Origin of the sequence: Parafrankia soli, assembly GCF_001854695.1 — a bacterium.
Classification (GTDB): domain Bacteria; phylum Actinomycetota; class Actinomycetes; order Frankiales; family Frankiaceae; genus Parafrankia; species Parafrankia soli.
In genome coordinates, this window is the sequence record NZ_MAXA01000225.1 from 19,717 (window position 1) to 36,961 (window position 17,245).

At 73.1% G+C, this 17,245-nt stretch carries 13 protein-coding genes; 2 read left to right on the forward strand and 11 right to left on the reverse strand.

Going from position 1 to position 17,245, the window contains the following annotated elements; all coding sequences use genetic code 11:
• Position 1: 1 nt before the first annotated feature.
• The 8 genes from BBK14_RS21675 to BBK14_RS21710 all read right to left on the reverse strand — a co-directional run bounded on the left by BBK14_RS21675 (position 2) and on the right by BBK14_RS21710 (position 9,883).
• Entirely contained in the window at positions 2 to 2,041 is a 2,040-nt protein-coding gene (locus tag BBK14_RS21675; RefSeq protein WP_071065089.1) for a bifunctional rhamnulose-1-phosphate aldolase/short-chain dehydrogenase, read from the reverse strand.
• On the reverse strand, positions 2,038 to 3,207 hold the full coding sequence (gene rhaI, locus BBK14_RS21680; RefSeq protein WP_235014062.1) for an L-rhamnose isomerase: 1,170 nt from the start codon (positions 3,205 to 3,207) through the stop codon (positions 2,038 to 2,040). Before rhaI ends, BBK14_RS21675 begins: the two co-directional genes overlap by 4 nt.
• Before the next feature lie 151 nt (positions 3,208 to 3,358).
• Entirely contained in the window at positions 3,359 to 4,120 is a 762-nt protein-coding gene (locus BBK14_RS21685) for a DeoR/GlpR family DNA-binding transcription regulator (protein ID WP_083391154.1), read from the reverse strand.
• A gap of 153 nt (positions 4,121 to 4,273) precedes the next feature.
• Positions 4,274 to 5,167, reverse strand: coding sequence for an SMP-30/gluconolactonase/LRE family protein (locus BBK14_RS21690; protein WP_071065080.1), 894 nt, complete (start codon positions 5,165 to 5,167; stop codon positions 4,274 to 4,276).
• Positions 5,168 to 5,170: 3 nt separating this feature from the next.
• Positions 5,171 to 6,625: an aldehyde dehydrogenase (NADP(+)) gene (locus BBK14_RS21695; protein ID WP_071065081.1), complete on the reverse strand. Its 1,455-nt coding sequence runs from the start codon at positions 6,623 to 6,625 to the stop codon at positions 5,171 to 5,173.
• A gap of 29 nt (positions 6,626 to 6,654) precedes the next feature.
• Positions 6,655 to 7,683 carry a zinc-dependent alcohol dehydrogenase gene (locus tag BBK14_RS21700; protein WP_241831738.1) on the reverse strand — a complete coding sequence of 343 codons (1,029 nt, stop codon included), beginning with the start codon at positions 7,681 to 7,683 and terminating at the stop codon, positions 6,655 to 6,657.
• 17 nt (positions 7,684 to 7,700) lie between these two features.
• Positions 7,701 to 8,864: a mandelate racemase/muconate lactonizing enzyme family protein gene (locus tag BBK14_RS21705; protein ID WP_071065083.1), complete on the reverse strand. Its 1,164-nt coding sequence runs from the start codon at positions 8,862 to 8,864 to the stop codon at positions 7,701 to 7,703.
• Positions 8,861 to 9,883 (reverse strand): U32 family peptidase, encoded by a 1,023-nt coding sequence (locus BBK14_RS21710; protein WP_071065084.1) that lies wholly within the window; start codon positions 9,881 to 9,883, stop codon positions 8,861 to 8,863. Before BBK14_RS21710 ends, BBK14_RS21705 begins: the two co-directional genes overlap by 4 nt.
• Before the next feature lie 311 nt (positions 9,884 to 10,194).
• Between BBK14_RS21710 and BBK14_RS21715 the strand changes: the two genes are divergently transcribed.
• Entirely contained in the window at positions 10,195 to 11,322 is a 1,128-nt protein-coding gene (locus tag BBK14_RS21715) for a LacI family DNA-binding transcriptional regulator (protein WP_241831739.1), read from the forward strand.
• A gap of 9 nt (positions 11,323 to 11,331) precedes the next feature.
• Here the strand turns inward: BBK14_RS21715 and galK are convergent, their stop codons facing one another.
• The 3 genes from galK to BBK14_RS21730 form a co-directional block, all read right to left on the reverse strand.
• Complete coding sequence (gene galK / locus BBK14_RS21720; RefSeq protein WP_071065085.1) at positions 11,332 to 12,606, reverse strand: galactokinase; 1,275 nt, start codon at positions 12,604 to 12,606, stop codon at positions 11,332 to 11,334.
• A gap of 153 nt (positions 12,607 to 12,759) precedes the next feature.
• A complete protein-coding gene (locus BBK14_RS21725; protein WP_020462173.1) occupies positions 12,760 to 13,431 on the reverse strand; it encodes a response regulator in 672 nt (223 codons plus the stop codon).
• Positions 13,428 to 14,831, reverse strand: a complete 1,404-nt coding sequence (locus BBK14_RS21730; protein ID WP_071065086.1) for a sensor histidine kinase — start codon at positions 14,829 to 14,831, stop codon at positions 13,428 to 13,430. Before BBK14_RS21730 ends, BBK14_RS21725 begins: the two co-directional genes overlap by 4 nt.
• Positions 14,832 to 15,380: 549 nt before the next feature.
• Between BBK14_RS21730 and BBK14_RS21735 the strand changes: the two genes are divergently transcribed.
• Positions 15,381 to 17,245 (forward strand): ATP-binding cassette domain-containing protein (locus BBK14_RS21735; RefSeq protein WP_071065087.1); only part of this gene is annotated, 1,865 nt, incomplete at its 3' end.

The following is a 17,245-nucleotide window of genomic DNA, read 5'->3' on the forward strand; positions in this document are numbered from 1 at the left end:
GTCAGCGCAGGAAGGCGGCCGCGACGCCGGCGTCGACGGGGACGAGCAGGCCGGTCGTGTGGCTGAGCTCGCCCGAGCACACGGCCGCGACCGCGTTGGCCACGTGCTCGGGCAGTACCTCCCGCCCGAGCAGGGTCCGCCGGGCGTAGAAGGCGCCGAGCTCCTCCTCGGGAATGCCGTAGACCGCCGCGCGCTGGGCTCCCCATCCGCCGGCGAAGATGCCGCTGCCGCGCACGACGCCGTCCGGGTTGACGCCGTTGACCCGGATCCCGTGGCCGCCGAGCTCGGCGGCCAGCAGCCTGACCTGGTGCGCCTGGTCGGCCTTCGCGGCGCCGTAGGCGACGTTGTTCGGCCCGGCGAACAGTGCGTTCTTGGACACGATGTAGACGATGTCGCCGCCGAGCCGTTGCGCGATCATGGCTCGCGCCGCGGCCCGCGCGACGAGGAAGCTCCCCTTCGCCATGACGTCGTGCTGCAGGTCCCAGTCCCGCTCGGTGGTCTCGAGCAGCGGCTTGGAGATGGACAGGCCCGCGTTGTTGACGATGAGGTCGATCCCGCCGAAGGCGAGAAGTGTCGCCTCGACGGCGGCCTCGACCTCGCCCTCCTTCGTCACGTCGGCGCCGACGCCGACCGCGACATCGGTGCCGCCGAGCTCTCCCGCCGCCGACATCGCGCTGGCCGGGTCGAGGTCGGCGACGACCACGCAGGCGCCGTCGGCGGCGAGACGGGCCGCGGTGGCCCGGCCGATGCCGCTGGCCGCGCCGGTGACCAGCGCGACCCGGCCCGCGTGCCGCTTCGGCTGGGGCAGGCGGCGCAGCTTGGCCTCCTCCAGCGCCCAGTACTCGATCCGGAACTTCTCGCTCTCCGGGATCGGCGCGTAGGACGAGACCGCCTCGGCACCGCGCATCACGTTGATCGCGTTGACGTAGAACTCGCCGGCGACCCGCGCCGTCTGCTTGTCCCTGCCGTAGGAGAACATGCCCACGCCCGGCACGAGGATGATCGCCGGGTCGGCGCCGCGCATCGGCGGCGAGTCGACGGTCGCGTGCCGCTCGTAGTACGCGCGGTAGTCGTCACGGTAGGCCTCGTGCAGCTCCGCGAGCCGCTCGACACACTCTTCAGGTGAGGCCGAGGCCGGCAGATCGAGCACCAGCGGGCGGACCTTCGTCCGCAGGAAGTGGTCGGGGCAGGACGTCCCGAGCCGGGCCAGCGCGAACAGCTTCTCACTCGCCAGGAACTCCAGGACGGCGTCGCTGTCGGTGAAGTGGCCGACCATGCGGTGGTCGCGGGACGCGACCGCGCGCAGGTGGGGCGCGAGCGCGGCGGCCCTGGCGCGCCGTCGCGCGGCCGGCAGCGCGCGCCGGTCGTCGACCTCGGCGCCGAAGGGCCGCGGCCGCCCGTGCCGTTCGATGTGGAGTCGCGCCCGCTCGATGATCCAGGTGGAGTTGCGCTCGGACTCCTCGCTGGTGTCGCCCCACGCGGTGATGCCGTGCCCGCCGAGGATGCAGCCGACGGCGCCGGGGTTGTCCCGCCGCACGGCCGCGATGTCGAGGCCGAGCTGGAAGCCCGGTCGCCGCCACGGCACCCACACGACCTTCGTGCCGAAGACGTCCTTCGTGAGTTGTTCGCCGTCGGCGGCGGTCGCGATGGCGATGCCGCTGTCCGGGTGCAGGTGGTCGACGTGCGCGGCCCCGACGAGCCCGTGCATGGCGGTGTCGATCGAGGGCGCGGCGCCGCCGCGGCCGTGCAGGCAGAAGTCGAAGGCGGCGACCATCTCGTCCTCGCGGTCCTCGCCCGGGTAGACGTCCACCAGCGCGCGCAGCCGGTCCATCCGGAGCACGGCGAGACCGGGCTCGGTCAGCGTGCCGAGATCGCCGCCCGACCCCTTGACCCACAGCAGCTCGACGTCACGGCCGGTGACCGGATCGATCTCGATGCCCTTGGCGGAGGTGTTCCCGCCCGCGTAGTTGGTGTTGCGCGGGTCGGCGCCGAGCCGGTTCGACCGGGCGAGGAGCTCGGCGACAGTCTGGTTCCCGCTCACGCGCCCCACCCGGCCTGGGTGCCGCCGACTCGCTCGGCCGCGACGCGCTCGGCGTAACCGCTCGCTCGGAAGGCCGCTGTGGGGTCGGCGGGCAGCCCGCGCGACTCACGCCAGGCGGCGAGGTCGGCGCGCACGTCGGTGTAGAAGGCGTCCATGAGGACGGCGTTCGCGGCCAGCACGTCCCCGGCGCGCTCCGCCTCGGCGAGCGCCGCCCGGTCGACGAGCAGCGCGCGTGCCGTCATCTCCTGCACGTTGAGCACGGACCGGATCTGGCCCGGGATCTTCGCCTCGATGTTGTGGCACTGGTCGAGCATGAAGGTCACCTCACTGCCCTCGTCGTAGCCACCGCCCCGGACGACCTCGGTCATGATCCGGAACAGCTGGAAGGGGTCGGCGGCACCGACGATCAGGTCGTCGTCGGCGTAGAAGCGGGAGTTGAAGTCGAACGCCCCCAGCCGCCCCAGCCGGAGCAGCTGCATCACGATGAACTCGATGTTGGTGTTCGGGGCGTGGTGGCCGGTGTCCAGGCACACCACGGCGCGCTCGCCGAGCGCGAGGCAGTGGACGTAGGCGGTGCCCCAGTCGGGGACGTCGGTCGCGTAGAAGGCCGGCTCGAACAGCTTGTACTCGAGCACGAGCCGCTGGTGCCCCGCCAGCCGGGCGTAGATCTGGCCCAGCGCGTCGGCGAGCCGATCCTGCCGGTCGCGCAGGTCGGCCTGGCCGGGGTAATTCAGCCCGTCGGGCAGCCAGATCTTCAGGTCGCGGCTACCCGTGGCGTCCATGATGTCGACGCAGTCGAGGGCGTGCCGGATCGCCTTCGCCCGGACGCGCTCGTCGACGTGGCAGAGGCTGCCGAGCATGTAGTCGTCGTCCTGGAACGTGTTCGTGTTGATCGTGCCGAGCCGGACGCCGTTGTCCCGCGCGTGTTCGCCCAGCTTGCCGAAGTCGTCGACGAGGTCCCAGGGGATGTGCAACGCGACCGACGGCGCGAGCCCGGTCAGCCGGTGCACCTGCGCGGCGTCGGTGACCTTCTCGAACGGATCACGCGGGATCCCGCGCTGCGGGAACACCTTGAACCTGGTCCCGGAGTTCCCGAACGCCCACGAGGGCAGCTCGATCTCCTGCCGAGCAAGATCCTCTGTCGCCTGGCTGAATGCCCGCATCATCGCCAGCCCTTCCGGTCGCCAGCACTTCCGACCACTGTGAGATCTTGTAAATTGTCACACAATCTCGCACGGCCGGCAATCGTGAAGCGAGGATCGAGACGGGAAGGCACTCAGGGACACAAGGGCAGGCACACCGGCAGGCGCGGCGGCGTCACCGGAGCCGCGTCACCCGTCGGTAGGGCGCCAGCCGGTCGTCCTGCGGGTCGAGTTCGGTCACCAGCCAGTCGACGCGGTCCCAGTCGAGCCAGCGCGCGACGGCCCGCGTGCCGAGCTTCGAGGAGTCGACGGCCAGGACGATCTGCTCGGCGCCGGCGGCCAGCGCGCGCTTGACGTCGGCCTCCTCCGGGGTCTCCTCCAGCGGGCCCGCCCGCTCGTCGAGGGCCGCCGCCGAGGCGAACAGCCGCCGCACGGTGATGTCCGCCGCCGCCCGGCTCGCCAGCGGGCCGACCAGGCTGCCGGTCCGCGGATCGAGCCGTCCGCCGGTCAGCAGCACCGAGATACCCGGCCTGTCCCGCAGCACGCCGAACGTGTCGGGCCCGTTCGTGACGACGAGCAGATCGTCCGCGCTGGTCAGAGCGCCGGCGAGCCGCATGACCGTCGAGGACGCGTCGAACGCGACCGCGCCCCCGTCCGGGACGAGCTCGGCGAGCTTCGCCGCGATGCGCGACTTCGCCGCCGCCATCCGGTCCCGGCGCTGGGCGAAGCTGCGCGGGCCGACGGAGCGCGCCCCGCCGCGCACCCGGCGGGCCACCCCGCGTTCCTCCAGCTGGAACAGGTCCCGCCGGATCGTCATCTCGCTGACGTTGAGCGCCGCCGCCGCGGCGGTGATGGTGACCGCTCCCTGATCCCTGAGCTGGTCACTCAGCCAGGTCAGGCGGTCCTCGCCGGGAACGTTCCGCTGGGGCAGTGACACAGGCACCTCGCCGGGCGCGGCGTTACGTGTGAGAACGGTGTGCGAAGCAACGTCAGACTAACAGCCCGTTGCACGGAGATTGATCAGCTGCGATGTGCCGTGCCCTGATCGAGTGTTCCGCGGGACACCAGAACGGAAGCGAGTCACGCGGATCTAGYCCGTGAACAGTTGCACCGGCTGGCCGCGAACTCCCGGGGCGAGGGCGAACACAGCACCCGCCGCCGGATACCGGGTGAGATCGGTGCCGACCTGGGAGGTGGTGATGTAGAGCGTGTCGAGGCGGTCGCCGCCGAAGGTGCACGCCGTCACCCGGGGCACGGGCAGCGGGACGATCCCGTCGAGCCGGCCGGTGGGTGAGTAGCGGTGGACCGCGCCGCCGCCCCACAGCGCCACCCACAGGTAGCCGTCGGCGTCGACGGTGAGCCCGTCAGGCGCACCCGCCTCCTCGGGGACGGTGACCAGCGTCCACCGGTCGCGGAGCCCCCGTTCCGAGTCGTAGTCGAAGACGTCCACCCGTGATGTCGCGGAGTCCACGTAGTAGGCCCGCGCGCCGTCGGGGCTCCAGGCCAGCCCGTTGGAGACGGTGACGCCGGTCAGCACGACGCTGACGGTGCCGTCGGGTGCGAGCCGGTAGAGCGAGCCCGCTCCGGCCGTCTCGGCGTAGGCCATGGATCCGCAGTAGAAGCGGCCGTCGGGGTCACAGCCGCCGTCGTTCATCCGGACACCGGCGTCGGCGTCCCACAGGTCCCCGAGGTACCGGCGGACTCCGCCGGTGAGGCCGGAGAAGTCTTCGGGGCCGGCGGGGCCGATGAGCGCGAAGCCGCGTTCCAGCGCGAGCACCGTCCCACCCGCGGCTCGTGGTCGCAGCGCCGCGGCCACGGCGCCGACGTGGTCGCGGCGGACGACGCCGGTAGCGGTGTCGACGGCGAGGACGTCGCCGGCCAGCAGATCGACGCAGCGCAGGCCGCCCCAGTCGGGGCTCCAGACCGGGCCCTCGCCGTGGAAGGCCACCGGGTCGGTGATCTGCTCGGGGCGGTCGGTGGCCACCGGTCAGCCGCCGTGCCGGTTCTGGGGGATCCCCCAGGGATTGTCGTCACGCAGGGGCTCGGGCAGCAGGCGCTCGGGCAGCGACTGGTACGTGACGGGCCGCAGGAACCGGGAGATCGACGTCGTCCCGACCGAGGTGTGCAGGGACGTCGTCGCCGGGTACGGGCCGCCGTGGGTCATGGCCGGGCTGACCGACACGCCGGTCGGCCATCCGTTCCACAGCACCCGCCCGGCCCGTTCCCGCAGCTCGGCGAGCAGGTCCGCGGCGATGACGTCGTCGGTGTCCTCGCCGTGCACGGTGGCGGTGAGCTGCCCGCCGAGGGCCCGGGCCGCCGCGAGCAGGTCGGCCGGATCGTCGTAGGCGACGAGCAGCGACGTCGGGCCGAAGCACTCGACCGCCAGCGCGCCCGGGTCGCGCAGCCAGTCGGCGACACCGGTGGCCAGCAGAGTCGGCGTCACGCCGGTCGTCGTCCCGGCTACGGGCGCCGTCCCAGTGCCGGCGGCGAGCACCCGGACCGCGGGATGGCCTGTGAGCCCGTCGAGGGTGTCCCGGTAGCCGGCGGCGGTCCGCTCCCCCAGCAGCGGGGTGGCCGGCCGCGCGGACACCAGCCGGACGAGGTCCGCCTCGGCTGATCCGGCCGGGGCGAACAGGAGGCCGGGCTTGGTGCAGAACTGGCCGGTGCCCAGTGTGTAGGACTCGACGTAGCCGGCCCAGATCTCCGGCCCGCGCCGGGCGGCGGCGGCCTCGGTCACGAAGACCGGGTTGACGCTGCCCATCTCGGCGTAGAACGGGATCGGCTCGTCGCGGGCGGCGGCGAGGTTGAAAAGGAGCCGGCCGGCGTGCTCCGAGCCGGTGAAGGCACCGGCCCGCACCCGCGGGTCGACGAGAGCGGCCCGCGCCGGCTCGTCACCTTCGATCAGGGCCAGTGTCCCCGCGGGCGCACCGGCGGCGGCCAGCACGTCCGTGACGACGGCGGCGGTGAGCCGGGACAGCTCCGGATGGCCGGGGTGGGCCTTGAGCAGCACCGGACAGCCGGCGGCGAGCGCGGCGGCGGTGTCCCCGCCGGCGACGCTGAACGCGAAGGGAAAGTTCGAAGCCGCGAACACGAGTACCGGCCCGACCGGGATCAGCATCCGGCGCAGGTCGGGACGCGGCCCGGTGGGCCAGGCCGGGTCGGGCGGGTCGATCGTCGCCTCGAGGTAGCCGCCGTCGTCGAGGAGCCCGGCGAACAGGCGGAGCTGGAACGTGGTGCGGACCAGCTCACCGCGCAGGCGCGGTTCGGGCAGCCGTGTCTCGCGCATCGCGACCGGGACCAGGGTCTCGGCCGCGGCGTCGAGGGCGTCGGCCACCGCGCGCAGCATCGACGCGCGCKCGGCCGGCGCGAGCGCGCCGAACGGTCGGGCCGCCGCCGCGGCGGCGGCGAGCAGCCCTTCGGTGTCGGTCGTGAGGGTGTGCACGGCCTTCCTTCCGTTCACGAGGCGGGGTGTCACGAGGCGGTGCCGCTGCGGGACGTGGGATGCAGCAGGATCTTCACGGCGGTGCCGGCAGCGTCGTCGAGGAGCCGGAACGCCTCGCCGACGTCGTCGAGGGGCAGCTCGTGCGTGACCAGCGCCGCCGGGTCGAGCTGGCCGGCGGCGAACGCGCGTACCGCGTGGGTCCAGGCCCGCGACGGCGCCCCGAACACGGTGTGCACGGTGAGCTGGGGAAGCACGAGGTCGAGGGCGCGCAGCGGGTGGTCGCCGTCCGCGGCGAGACCGGCGAGCACCACCCGCCCGCCACGGCGGGCGAGCCCGCAGGCCAGCGCCGCGCTGCCGGGCGCGCCGGCGGCCTCGACCACCACGTCGAACCGCCGCGACCACCGGCCGGCGGCGGCCTCGTCCGGTGACAGCAGCGTCGCGGCGCCGCACCGTGCGGCGAGCTCGGCGCGGCCCGCGCGGGGGTCCACGGCGACCAGCTCGGCCGGGCCGCCCGCCGCCAGCAGCTGCGTGGCCAGCAGGCCGAGCGTGCCCGCGCCGACCACGGCGACCCGCTCCCCGGGAACGGCACCGGCTTGCAGGCAGGCTGCCGCGGCGCAGGCGGCTGGCTCCAGACCGGCGGCCGCGCGCAGGTCGGCGCCGAGCGGCAGGACGTGCAGGAGATGGCCCGGTACGACCAGGTGGTCGGACCACGCGCCGGGACAGGTGAAGCCGGTCTCCTCGTAGGGGGCGGTGCACAGGTTGGTGTCGCCGCGCCGGCAGGCGGCACAGACCCGGCAGGAGCGGAAGCCCTCGGCCACCACCGGCCGGCCCACGAGCGCCTTGTCTCCCGCCGGGCCGACCGCCGCCACCGTGCCGGACCATTCGTGCCCCGGGACGACCGGGTACCGCACGAATCCGGCGGGCCGGGTGCCGCGCAGCACCTCGCGGTCGGAGCCGCAGATACCCGCCCGGGCCACCCGGACCAGCACCTCACCCGGCCCGGGAGCGACCGGTTCGGCCGGGCGGATCTCCAGCTGTCCCGGCGCGTCGATCCACACCGCGCGACCGGTCACGGTCAGCCGCGGCCGGGCGGGCGGGAGCCGCGCAGCTCCCAGCCGTCGGCGTAGAGGTCGAAGTGGGCGCCGCGGGACGGGTGGGCGGCCACGACATCGACGTCCAGCTCGACGCCGAGGCCGGGCGCGGTCGGCAGGGCGAAGTAGCCGTCGACGACCGGCGGCAGGCCCGGGGCCGCGAGCTTGACCTCCTCGTCGGCGAAGTCGTTGAAGTGTTCCTGGATCATGAAGTTGGGGGTGCAGGCGGCCAGGTGCAGGTTGGCGGCGGTGAGAACCGCGCCGCCGACGTTGTGCGGGGCGACCAGCGTGAAGTGGGTCTCCGCGGTCGCGGCGAGCTTGCGGGTCTCGCTGATGCCGCCGAGATGGCCGATGTCGGGCTGGATGATGTCGGCGGCGCCCAGGTCGAACAGCTCCCGGAACTCGGTGCGGTCGTGGATGCGCTCCCCGGTCGCCACCGGGGCGTCGATCCCGGCGGCGGCCTTGGCCAGCGCCCGCAGGTTCTCCGGTGGTACCGGCTCCTCGACCCAGCCCGGCTCGAACTCGGCCAGCGAGGCGGCGATCCGGATCGCCTCGTGTGGGGCGAACCGCCCGTGCATCTCGACGAGGATCTCCACGTCCGGCCCGACCGCGTCGCGCACCGCCTCGACCAGGGAGATCGAGTGACGGCGTTCGGCCCGGTCCAGCTCCCACCGGCCGGCCCCGAACGGGTCGAGCTTGAGCGCCCGGTAGCCCCGGTCCACCACCGCCCGCGCCGCCGCGTGGAACTCCTCGGGCGTGCGCTCGACGGTGTACCAGCCGTTGGCGTACGCCTTGATCCTGTCCCGGACCTTGCCGCCCAGCAGCCGCCACACCGGCTGCCCCAGGGCCTTGCCCACGATGTCCCAGCAGGCCATTTCGACACACGCGATACCGGACATGACGATCTCACCGGCGCGCCCGTAGTCGCCGCGCTTCATCCGGTCGACCAGCGACTCGATGTCGAACGGATCGGAGCCGAGCACATGGTTGCGGGTCGCCTCGGCCAGATAGCCCAGCAGCGCCTGGGTGTGGCCGAGCATCCGGGTCTCCCCCACGCCGACCAGGCCGTCGTCCGTGAAGACCTGGACGTAGGTCAGATCCCGCCACGGGGTTCCGTACACGTGCGTCCGCACGTCGGCGATCTTCATGACAGTGCCCCCGGTGCTCCCTCGACAGCGGCGACCGGCGGAGTCGGCGGCGGAGTCGCCGGTGGGGCCGGCGAGGCCGGTGCGTCGCTGGGTGGCGCCGGGACGGCCAGCCCGGCCGGCCGCCGTCCTGACCCGACGGCGTCCGGGTAGTAGCGGCGCAGCAGCTCCAGGCCGATCTCGGCCCGCCGGACCCGTTCCCGCCCGAGGGCCACGGCGGTGGCGGTCAGGTGGGTGCCGCTGGGATAGATGTTCGGCGCGTTGCGCAGCCCGAACTTCAGGTAGACCGGCGCGGCGACCCGGACGATCTCGGCGATCTCGAAGTGGCGCACGAAGCCACCGAGGTCGTCGGGCGCCTCGACGTAGAGGTCGATGGGGATGTCCACGGCCGCCCGGACCGCCGCGAGCTGGGCCAGCGACAGGTCGGTCGGCACGTTGTAGGTGTCGGCGCCGAGCTGCTCGACCAGGCGGATCGACGCGGGGTTGGCGCAGCCCATCTGCACGCTCACCTTGAAGATCAGCTCCGGTGGCAGCTCACCGGCCGTCCGCATCCGGCCCGCGACCGACAGCACCCCGACGTCGGTGACCAGGACGCTGCGGATCCCGGCCTCGGTGGCCCGGCGGATGTCCTCCAGCACGTGCACGAGCTGTTCGGTCCCCCGCGCCTGCGCGGCCAGGCCGGCACTGCCGGGGGCCAGGGCAGCGGCCCCGGTGTCCCATCCGGCCAGCGGCCGGGCGAACAGACTGACCTCGACGTCCGCCGCCGCTCCGGCGGCCGCCATCGCCGCCAGCTCCCCGCCGGTCAGCAGCAGCCCGCCGCTGCCCTGCGAGACCCGGTGGACCGGGACACCCCGGCGGTCCGCCTCGGCCAGCACCGCCGCCAGCGCCTCCGGCCCCTCCACGCTCGGGATCTCCACCCGGTACTGGGCTCCGTCCGGGAACCGCTTCCCGCTGGACGGCAGGTCGGAGGGATCGGCGCCCGGCAGCCCGAGCGAGCGGAGGAAATCACGCGTCTGTCGCACCCGCGCCTCCCGTTCCTGTTCATGGCTTCTTGTGCATGGCCAGGGTGGCCGGCGGGGCGGACGTGATCCGGTGCCGGCGCGCGGCCGTCCGTGCGTGCGTGACAACAGCCGCGAGGACAAATGTTAGCGCTAACATTTCGCCGGTCAAGCCCGGCGGCGCGACGCGTCCAGCCCGGTGCCCAACGGCCAGCAGGTGCAGGCCGGCTATAACGGAGCGAGCGGACCGGTCGCGGCGCGGCTGACGAGGACGCCATCCGCCCGGTGACGCGATACGAAGAGCGGCACGTCAAGAGCGACGAAGGTGGACCGAATTGGACGGAGCGGACCGGGGCGGCGAGTCAGCGCCGCAGGTGGTCCCCGGCGCGTCCGAGCCAGGCGGACAGGGCGAGCTGGCCGGGCCGGATGGGCCGGGCGAGGTGGGGAGCACGATGCCCGCGTCCGGTCGGCCGCCGGCCCTGACCGACGTGGCCCGCCTCGTCGGCGTCTCCCACCAGACCGTGTCCCGCGTCGTCAACAACCACCCGGGTGTCCGGCCACGGACCCGGGAGCGGGTCCTGGCGGGCCTGCGCGAGCTCGGCTACCGGCCGAACCCGGCCGCCCGGGCGCTCGCCACCGGCCGCTCCCGGACCCTCGGTGTCCTGGCCCTGACCGGCACGCTCTACGGGCCAACGTCCACGCTGTACGCCGTCGAACAGGCGGCGCGGGCGGCCGACTACCAGGTCACGGTGGTCAGCCTGCACTCCCTCGATCCGGGCGCGGTCCGGCAGGCCCTCGGGCGTCTGCTCGCCGGTGGCATCGACGGGGTCGTGGCGATCGCGCCGCTTCTCGACGCGACCGACGCGCTGAGCGCGGTCGCGACCCGCCTGCCGCTCGTCGCCGTCGAAGGGCGCCCCGACGGAAACATCGCCACCGTCTCGGTGGACCAGGAGCACGGCGCCCGGACCGCCACCGAGCACCTGCTCGCCGCCGGCCACCCGACCGTCCGGCACGTGGCCGGACCGTCCGACTGGTACGAGGGCGCCGGACGGATCGCCGGCTGGCGCGCCGCGCTCGAGGCGGCCGGCGCGGCCGTCCACCCGCCGCTGGCCGGTGACTGGACCGCCCGCGCCGGCTTCGCCGCCGGCCGCCAGCTCGCCCACGAACCCGACCTGACCGCCGTCTTCGTCGCCAACGACCAGATGGCCCTCGGCGTCCTGCGCGCCCTGCGCGAAGGCGGCCGCCGGGTACCCGAGGACGTCAGCGTCGTCGGATTCGACGACATCCCCGAAGCCGCGTACTTCTCACCGCCGCTGACCACGCTCCGGCAGGACTTCACCGAGGTCGGCCGTCAGAGCCTGCGCTCGCTCCTGGAACAGGTCGAGACCGGCGCGACCGGCCGGGCTCACGTCGTCATCCCGCCGGAGCTGGTCCTGCGCCGCAGCACGGCACCGCCACCCTGACGTTCGCCATCAGCGCGGGTCCACCAGCGAGGTGCCACCGACCGGCACACACCGGTGGATCACGGCATCCCTCCCGGTCCTCCGGCGGTAGGGACCGACCACCGCTCGGGCGAAGCCTGCCGCCGAGTCCGCGTCGACCAGGGCGATGACGCAGCCGGCGAAACCGCCGCCGGTCATCCGTGCGCCGTGGCAGCCGGGGGCGTTCCGGCAGACCTCGACCGCGGCGTCCAGCTCAGGACCGCTCACCTCGAAGTCGTCCCGGATCGACCGGTGGCCGTCGAGGAGCACGGCGCCGGCCCGTGGCAGGTCCGCGCGGCGCAGCGCGTCGGCGAGTTCCCGTACCCGCGTGTTCTCGGTGACGATGTGACGCGCCCGGCGCAACGCCACCGGGTCGAGCCGGCGGGCCGCGTCGGCGGGCAACCGGTCGCCGAGGTCGCGCAGGCTCGCGACGCCCAGCCCGGCCGCCGCCCGCTCACATTCGGCCCGGCGCTGGGCGTAGGCGCTGGTGACCAGCTCCCGGCGGGTGCCGGTGTCCACGACCGCGACGACGACCGAATCCGGGACGGTGACCGCGGTCACCGTCAGATCACGAAAGTCGATCTCCAGAGCGTGGCCGGCCGTCGCCGCGGCGCAGGCGATCTGGTCGAGCAGACCGGTGGCGGCGCCCACCCAGCCGTTCTCGGCCCGCTGGGCGAGCCGGGCCGCCCCGATCGGATCCCAGCCGGTGTCCCACACCACCGCGCAGGCCCGTGCCACGGCAAGCTCCAACGCGGCCGACGACGACAGCCCGGCGCCGAGCGGCAGGTCACTGGCCAGCGTCCCGTACCAGCCTCGCGACGCGGCGGCGCCGGCGACCGACGCCGCCATCACGACGACGCCCTCGACGTACCCGGCCCATCCGGACTGCGCGGCCCCGGCCCGGCCGGGCGACCCGGGCTCAGGCGGCGGAGGAGGCGGCAGGCCGATCCGGGCCGGTGCCGCGCGATGCTCGGAAAGCACCTCGACAAACCCGTGGCCCGAAGTCGCACGCGGGGACGGGGAGAACGCGAGGCACAGCTCGAGGTCGATCGCCACCGGCAGGCAGAGCCCGCCGTTGTAGTCGGTGTGCTCGCCGATCAGATTCACCCGGCCAGGCGAGCGGACCAGGTAGGCCGGCCGGGCACCGTGGCACCGGACGAAGGCCGCGACGGCCCGCTCCGCCGCGCCCGGGGTGCCCGGGCTGCCTGGGGCGGGGGTTGCGCCGACGCCCCCGGCCGTCGCGGAAACCTCACCACGCTGGCTCATCGGACCCGGTCCGGTCCGGCGGCCGGGACGTGGGCCCGCAGCATCGCCGCGGTCTGCTCCGGGGTGATGTCACGCTGCACGCCGGCCAGCATCTCGTACGGGAACAGACGGCCACCCGGCCACCCGAGCTCACCGGCCCCGAACCGGCACGGGTCAATTCCTGCTGGGGGCCTCGGCGAGCCCGGTCTGGTAGGCGATCACGACGAGCTGGGCGCGGTCGCGGGCCGCCACCTTGGTCATCGCGCGGTTCGCGTGCGTCTTGACGGTCAGCGGCGACAGGTACAGCTGTTCGGCGATCTCGTCGTTCGTCAGCCCGTACGCGATGAGCCTGACGATCTCGTTCTCCCGCTTGGTGAGCAGATCCAGCCCCGCGGTGACCGCGGGTGCCGGTGTGGCCGGCTGCCGCAGGTACTGCTCGATGAGGTGACGGGTCGCCTGCGGGGACAGGAGCGCGTCGCCGCGGGCGACGACCCGGATCGCGGCGACCAGCTCGTCGGGTTCCACCCCTTTGCCGAGGAAGCCGCTGGCCCCGACCCGCAGGGCCTCGAAGACGTGCTCGTCGAGCTCGAAGGTGGTCAGGACGAGCACCTTCACCTCGTTGAGCGTCGGGTCGCCGGTCAGTTCGCGGGTGGCGGACAGGCCGTCGGTACCCGGCATCCTGATGTCCATCAGGATGACGTCGGGACGGGTCTCACGTGCCAGCCGCACCGCTTCGGCGCCGTCGGCCGCTTCGGCGACCACGGTGATGTCGGCGGCGGCCTCGACGAGGACACGGAAACCGGCGCGGATGAGCGCCTGGTCGTCGGCCAACAGGACACGGATCACTGGGGTGTCACCTTCACAAGTGCGGTGCGGGGGGTGGCGGTAGCCGTCTGCAGCGTGGCACTCCCCCGTCTGCCATTGAATGTGGAGGCGGCCGGGGCCGGTGGGGGCGCCTCCGGGACCGGCAGCGTCGCGGTGACCACGAAGCCACCCTCGCCGTCGGAACCGGCCTGCATGTGGCCGCCGACCGCGGCGGCCCGCTCGCGCATGCCGAGCAGGCCGTGCCCGCCCCGGCCGCGCTGCGCCGCCGGGTCCTGCGTAGGGCCGGTGGCGAGCTGTTTCCGGGTGGGGCCGGTGCCGGGGAACCTGCGGCCAGGACCGGTGCCGGGCGGCTGGCCGGTACCGCCGGATGCGGGAGGAGACATGCCCGCGGTGTTGTGGATGCGAAGGCGCAACTCGCCGGAACCGTAGCCGACCGCGACCGAGGTCCGGGCGCCCCGGGAGTGCTTGTGAGCGTTCGTCAGTGACTCCTGCACGATCCGGTAGGCGGCCAGGTCGGTGAGCGCCGGCAGCTCGCGGGACTGCCCGGTCACGTCGAGTGCGACGAACATCCCGCCTGCCGTGAAGCCGGACAGCAGCGCGGGGAGTTGGGACAGACCCGCGGGCGGCTGGGTCGACACCGGCTCGGAGGTGTCCCGCAGCGCGTAGACCAACAGTTTCAGCTCGTCCAGGACGGTGGCGCTGGCGCGGCGGATGTGGCCGAGCGCCTCGTCGGCGCCGGCCGGCTGCTCGTAGAGCATGTGGGAGGCGACGGCCGCCTGCACCTTGACAAGAGTGATGTGGTGGGCGACCACGTCATGCAGCTCCCGGGCGATGCGTAACCGTTCCTCGGCGACCTGCCGCCGGGCCTCCTCCTCACGGCTCTGCTCCGCCCGCCGGGCCCGGTCCTCGACCGCGGCGATGTAGGCACGCCGGCTGCGGACCGCGTCCCCGGTGGCGGTCGCGGAGACAACCCAGGTGGACAGACCCAGGACCACAGCCACAACCCCCTGCTTCTGCAGCAGCGCCGGCGGAATCAGAACGATCATGGAGATGAGAGCCGAGATCCATGCTGCCTCGCGGGACCGGTAGACCGCCAGGCTGTACAGGGCGACCCCGGTGGCGAAGGTGAGCGGTGGGCTGTCGTCGGGCGTCAGGTTGAGGACGAACACGAGCACGGTGCAGCCGAGGACGACACCGAGGACCGCACCCGGCCATGATCGGCGCACCACCAGGGCGGCACAGCCGATCATGCTCATGACCAGACTGGGCCCGGTCGGCCTGATGTGGCTGGGAACGCTCTGCGCGGCCAGCCACAGACCCAGGGCCAGAACCACGACAGCGAGCAGGCCGTCGGCCAGCCAGGGGTACCGCCGAGCCGTACGCCGGCACACATTCCAGAACTGCGCGATCTTTGGTGCCACCGCAACCACGGTACCCAGCGGATGCCGATTGTCGACCTGCGGCGATGGTAGTTCCTCGTCTACTGCGTCCGTAGTAGACGAGGCGACGCCGATCGGTCGCGGACGGCATCCGCCGACGGATCGGCGACACGGCGTGTCGATTCCGACCGGACAACGCGCCGGGGAACATCCGCCAGATCGGGAGGTGAGTACTTTCGCCGCTCCTGCGGAGTGGCGATCGCCGATGCGGTGAACAGGGAGTTGTGGATCGGACGGGCACTTACGTGACAGTCCTCGGCCTTCGGTGGACCGGTAAAGCAGCTGGCTACTACCGGCGCGGTAGTCAGAAATGACTTCCCCTGGCCGATGGAAAGACCTGACCGACGGTGCACAGTGGTCCGAATCCCAGGTTCAGCCCAGGACCGGAGGTCTGAGTGACAACAGCCGGGCGGTCAGCTCTCACAAGGCGGTGCGATGCCGGGGACCTTCCACGGTGACCACGCAAACCGGAAACATCCAGTGGACGATCAACGTCCAGCGCGGCGACGCGCTCCCCCGTCCGGTCCGCCAGTGGACCTGAGCACGCTGAGCGTGGTCAGCCCGGCGGGCCGGACCACGCTGGCAGGCAACGCGTCGTACCTGGTCGGCCGGGCGCGCGGCGCCGACATCGTGGTCGGCGACGGGAGGGTGTCCCGGCACCACCTCGTGCTCGAACCGGTCGCTGACGGCTGGCACGTGCGGGACATCAGCGCGAACGGTCTGTGGCAGGACGGGCGCCGGATCAGAGGCACCACCCTGCGTCTGGGTGAGGTGCGGCTCAGGCTCGGTGCCGTCGACGGTCCGGAGGTGGTCCTTTCTCCGTGGCAGGTCGAGCCTCCGTGGCAGGTCGAGCCTCCGCGGCCGAGCGAGGCGGTTACCGGCGCGACGGCAACCCGGCCGGCGGCCGGCGCCGTGGCACATGCCTGCCGCCGACGGCACCCGCTGCGTCCCGGGACGCTGCGCCTGGGCCGCTCCCACGACAACGACATCTCCGTCGCCGATCTGCTCGCCTCACGCCGTCACGCCGAGCTGCTGGTCGACGCCGACGCGGTGGAGGTCATCGATCTCGGTTCGGCCAACGGGACGTTCGTCAACGGCCAGCGGGTCGAGCGCGCTCCGGTCGGACAGCGCGATGTCATCGCGATCGGGCACCATCTTTACCAGCTCGAGGACGACGCCCTCGTCGAGTACGTCGACTCCGGCGATGTGGCGCTCGAGGCACAGGACCTGTCCGTGTGGGCCGGTGCCAAGCAGCTGATGCACGACCTGACCTTCCGGCTGCCCGGCCGCTCGCTGCTCGGAGTGGTCGGTCCCAGCGGGGCGGGCAAGTCGACCCTGCTCAACGCGCTGACCGGCTTCCGCCCCGCCGACACCGGCTCCGTCCTGTACAACGGGCTGGATCTCTACGCCGAGTACGACGAGCTGCGCCGGCGCATCGGCTACGTCCCGCAGGCCGATCCGCTGCACGCCCAGCTCACCGTGCGTGAGGCGCTCGAGTACGGCGCCGAGCTGCGGTTCCCCGCGGACACCACGGCGCGGGAACGGCGCGCCCGCGTCCAGGAGGTCATCGGCGAGCTCGGTCTGACCGCGCACGCCGACACGGCGGTGAGCCGGCTCTCCGGTGGGCAGAAGAAGCGGACGTCGGTGGCCCTGGAGCTGCTCACCCGGCCGTCGCTGCTGTTCCTGGACGAGCCGACGTCAGGGCTGGACCCGGCGAACGACCAGTCCGTGATGGAGACCCTGAAAGGGCTCGCCCACGGCGGCGGTCCGGGCTCGGCGGACGAGAGCGGCCGCACGGTCATCGTCGTCACGCACAGCGTGCTCTTCCTGGACCTGTGCGACTACATCCTGGTGCTCGCCCCGGGTGGGCACGTGGCCTACTTCGGCCCGTCGGACGGGGCGCTGCGTTTCTTCGGCAAGGAGGACTTCCGCGAGTTCGCGGCCGTCTTCCGGGAGCTGGAGAACACGCCGGGTGCGGAGATGGCGGCCCGGTTCCGTGCCTCGGAGTACTTCGTGCCCTCCGCGGTCGTGGCGCCGGTCGCGCGCAAGGCGCCGGCCGAACTCCCCGGCGTCCGCCAGCAACCAGTAGTCGCGCAGCTCGTCACGCTCACCCGGAGATATCTGCGAGTGGTGCTCGCCGATCCTTCCTATCTTAGGATGATTATCGCGTTCCCGTTTCTGCTGGGCATCATCCCCCGGGTGATCCCAGCTCCGGACGGACTGAAATCACTGCCGGACGCGCCTAATCCGGACGCGATGAAGGTGCTCGTCGTCCTGGTGCTGTGCGCTTGTTTCATGGGCATGGCGAACTCGGTCCGCGAGATCGTCAAGGAACGCGACATCTACCGGCGGGAACGAACGATCGGCCTGTCCCGGACGGCCTATCTCGGCTCGAA

Coding starts and splice junctions, on each gene's coding strand:
- galK (WP_071065085.1), bottom strand. CDS start 12,606: ATGAGCCAGCGTGGTGAGGTTTCCGCGACGGCCGGGGGCGTCGGCGCA.
- rhaI (WP_235014062.1), bottom strand. CDS start 3,207: ATGATGCGGGCATTCAGCCAGGCGACAGAGGATCTTGCTCGGCAGGAG.
- BBK14_RS21705 (WP_071065083.1), bottom strand. CDS start 8,864: ATGAAGATCGCCGACGTGCGGACGCACGTGTACGGAACCCCGTGGCGG.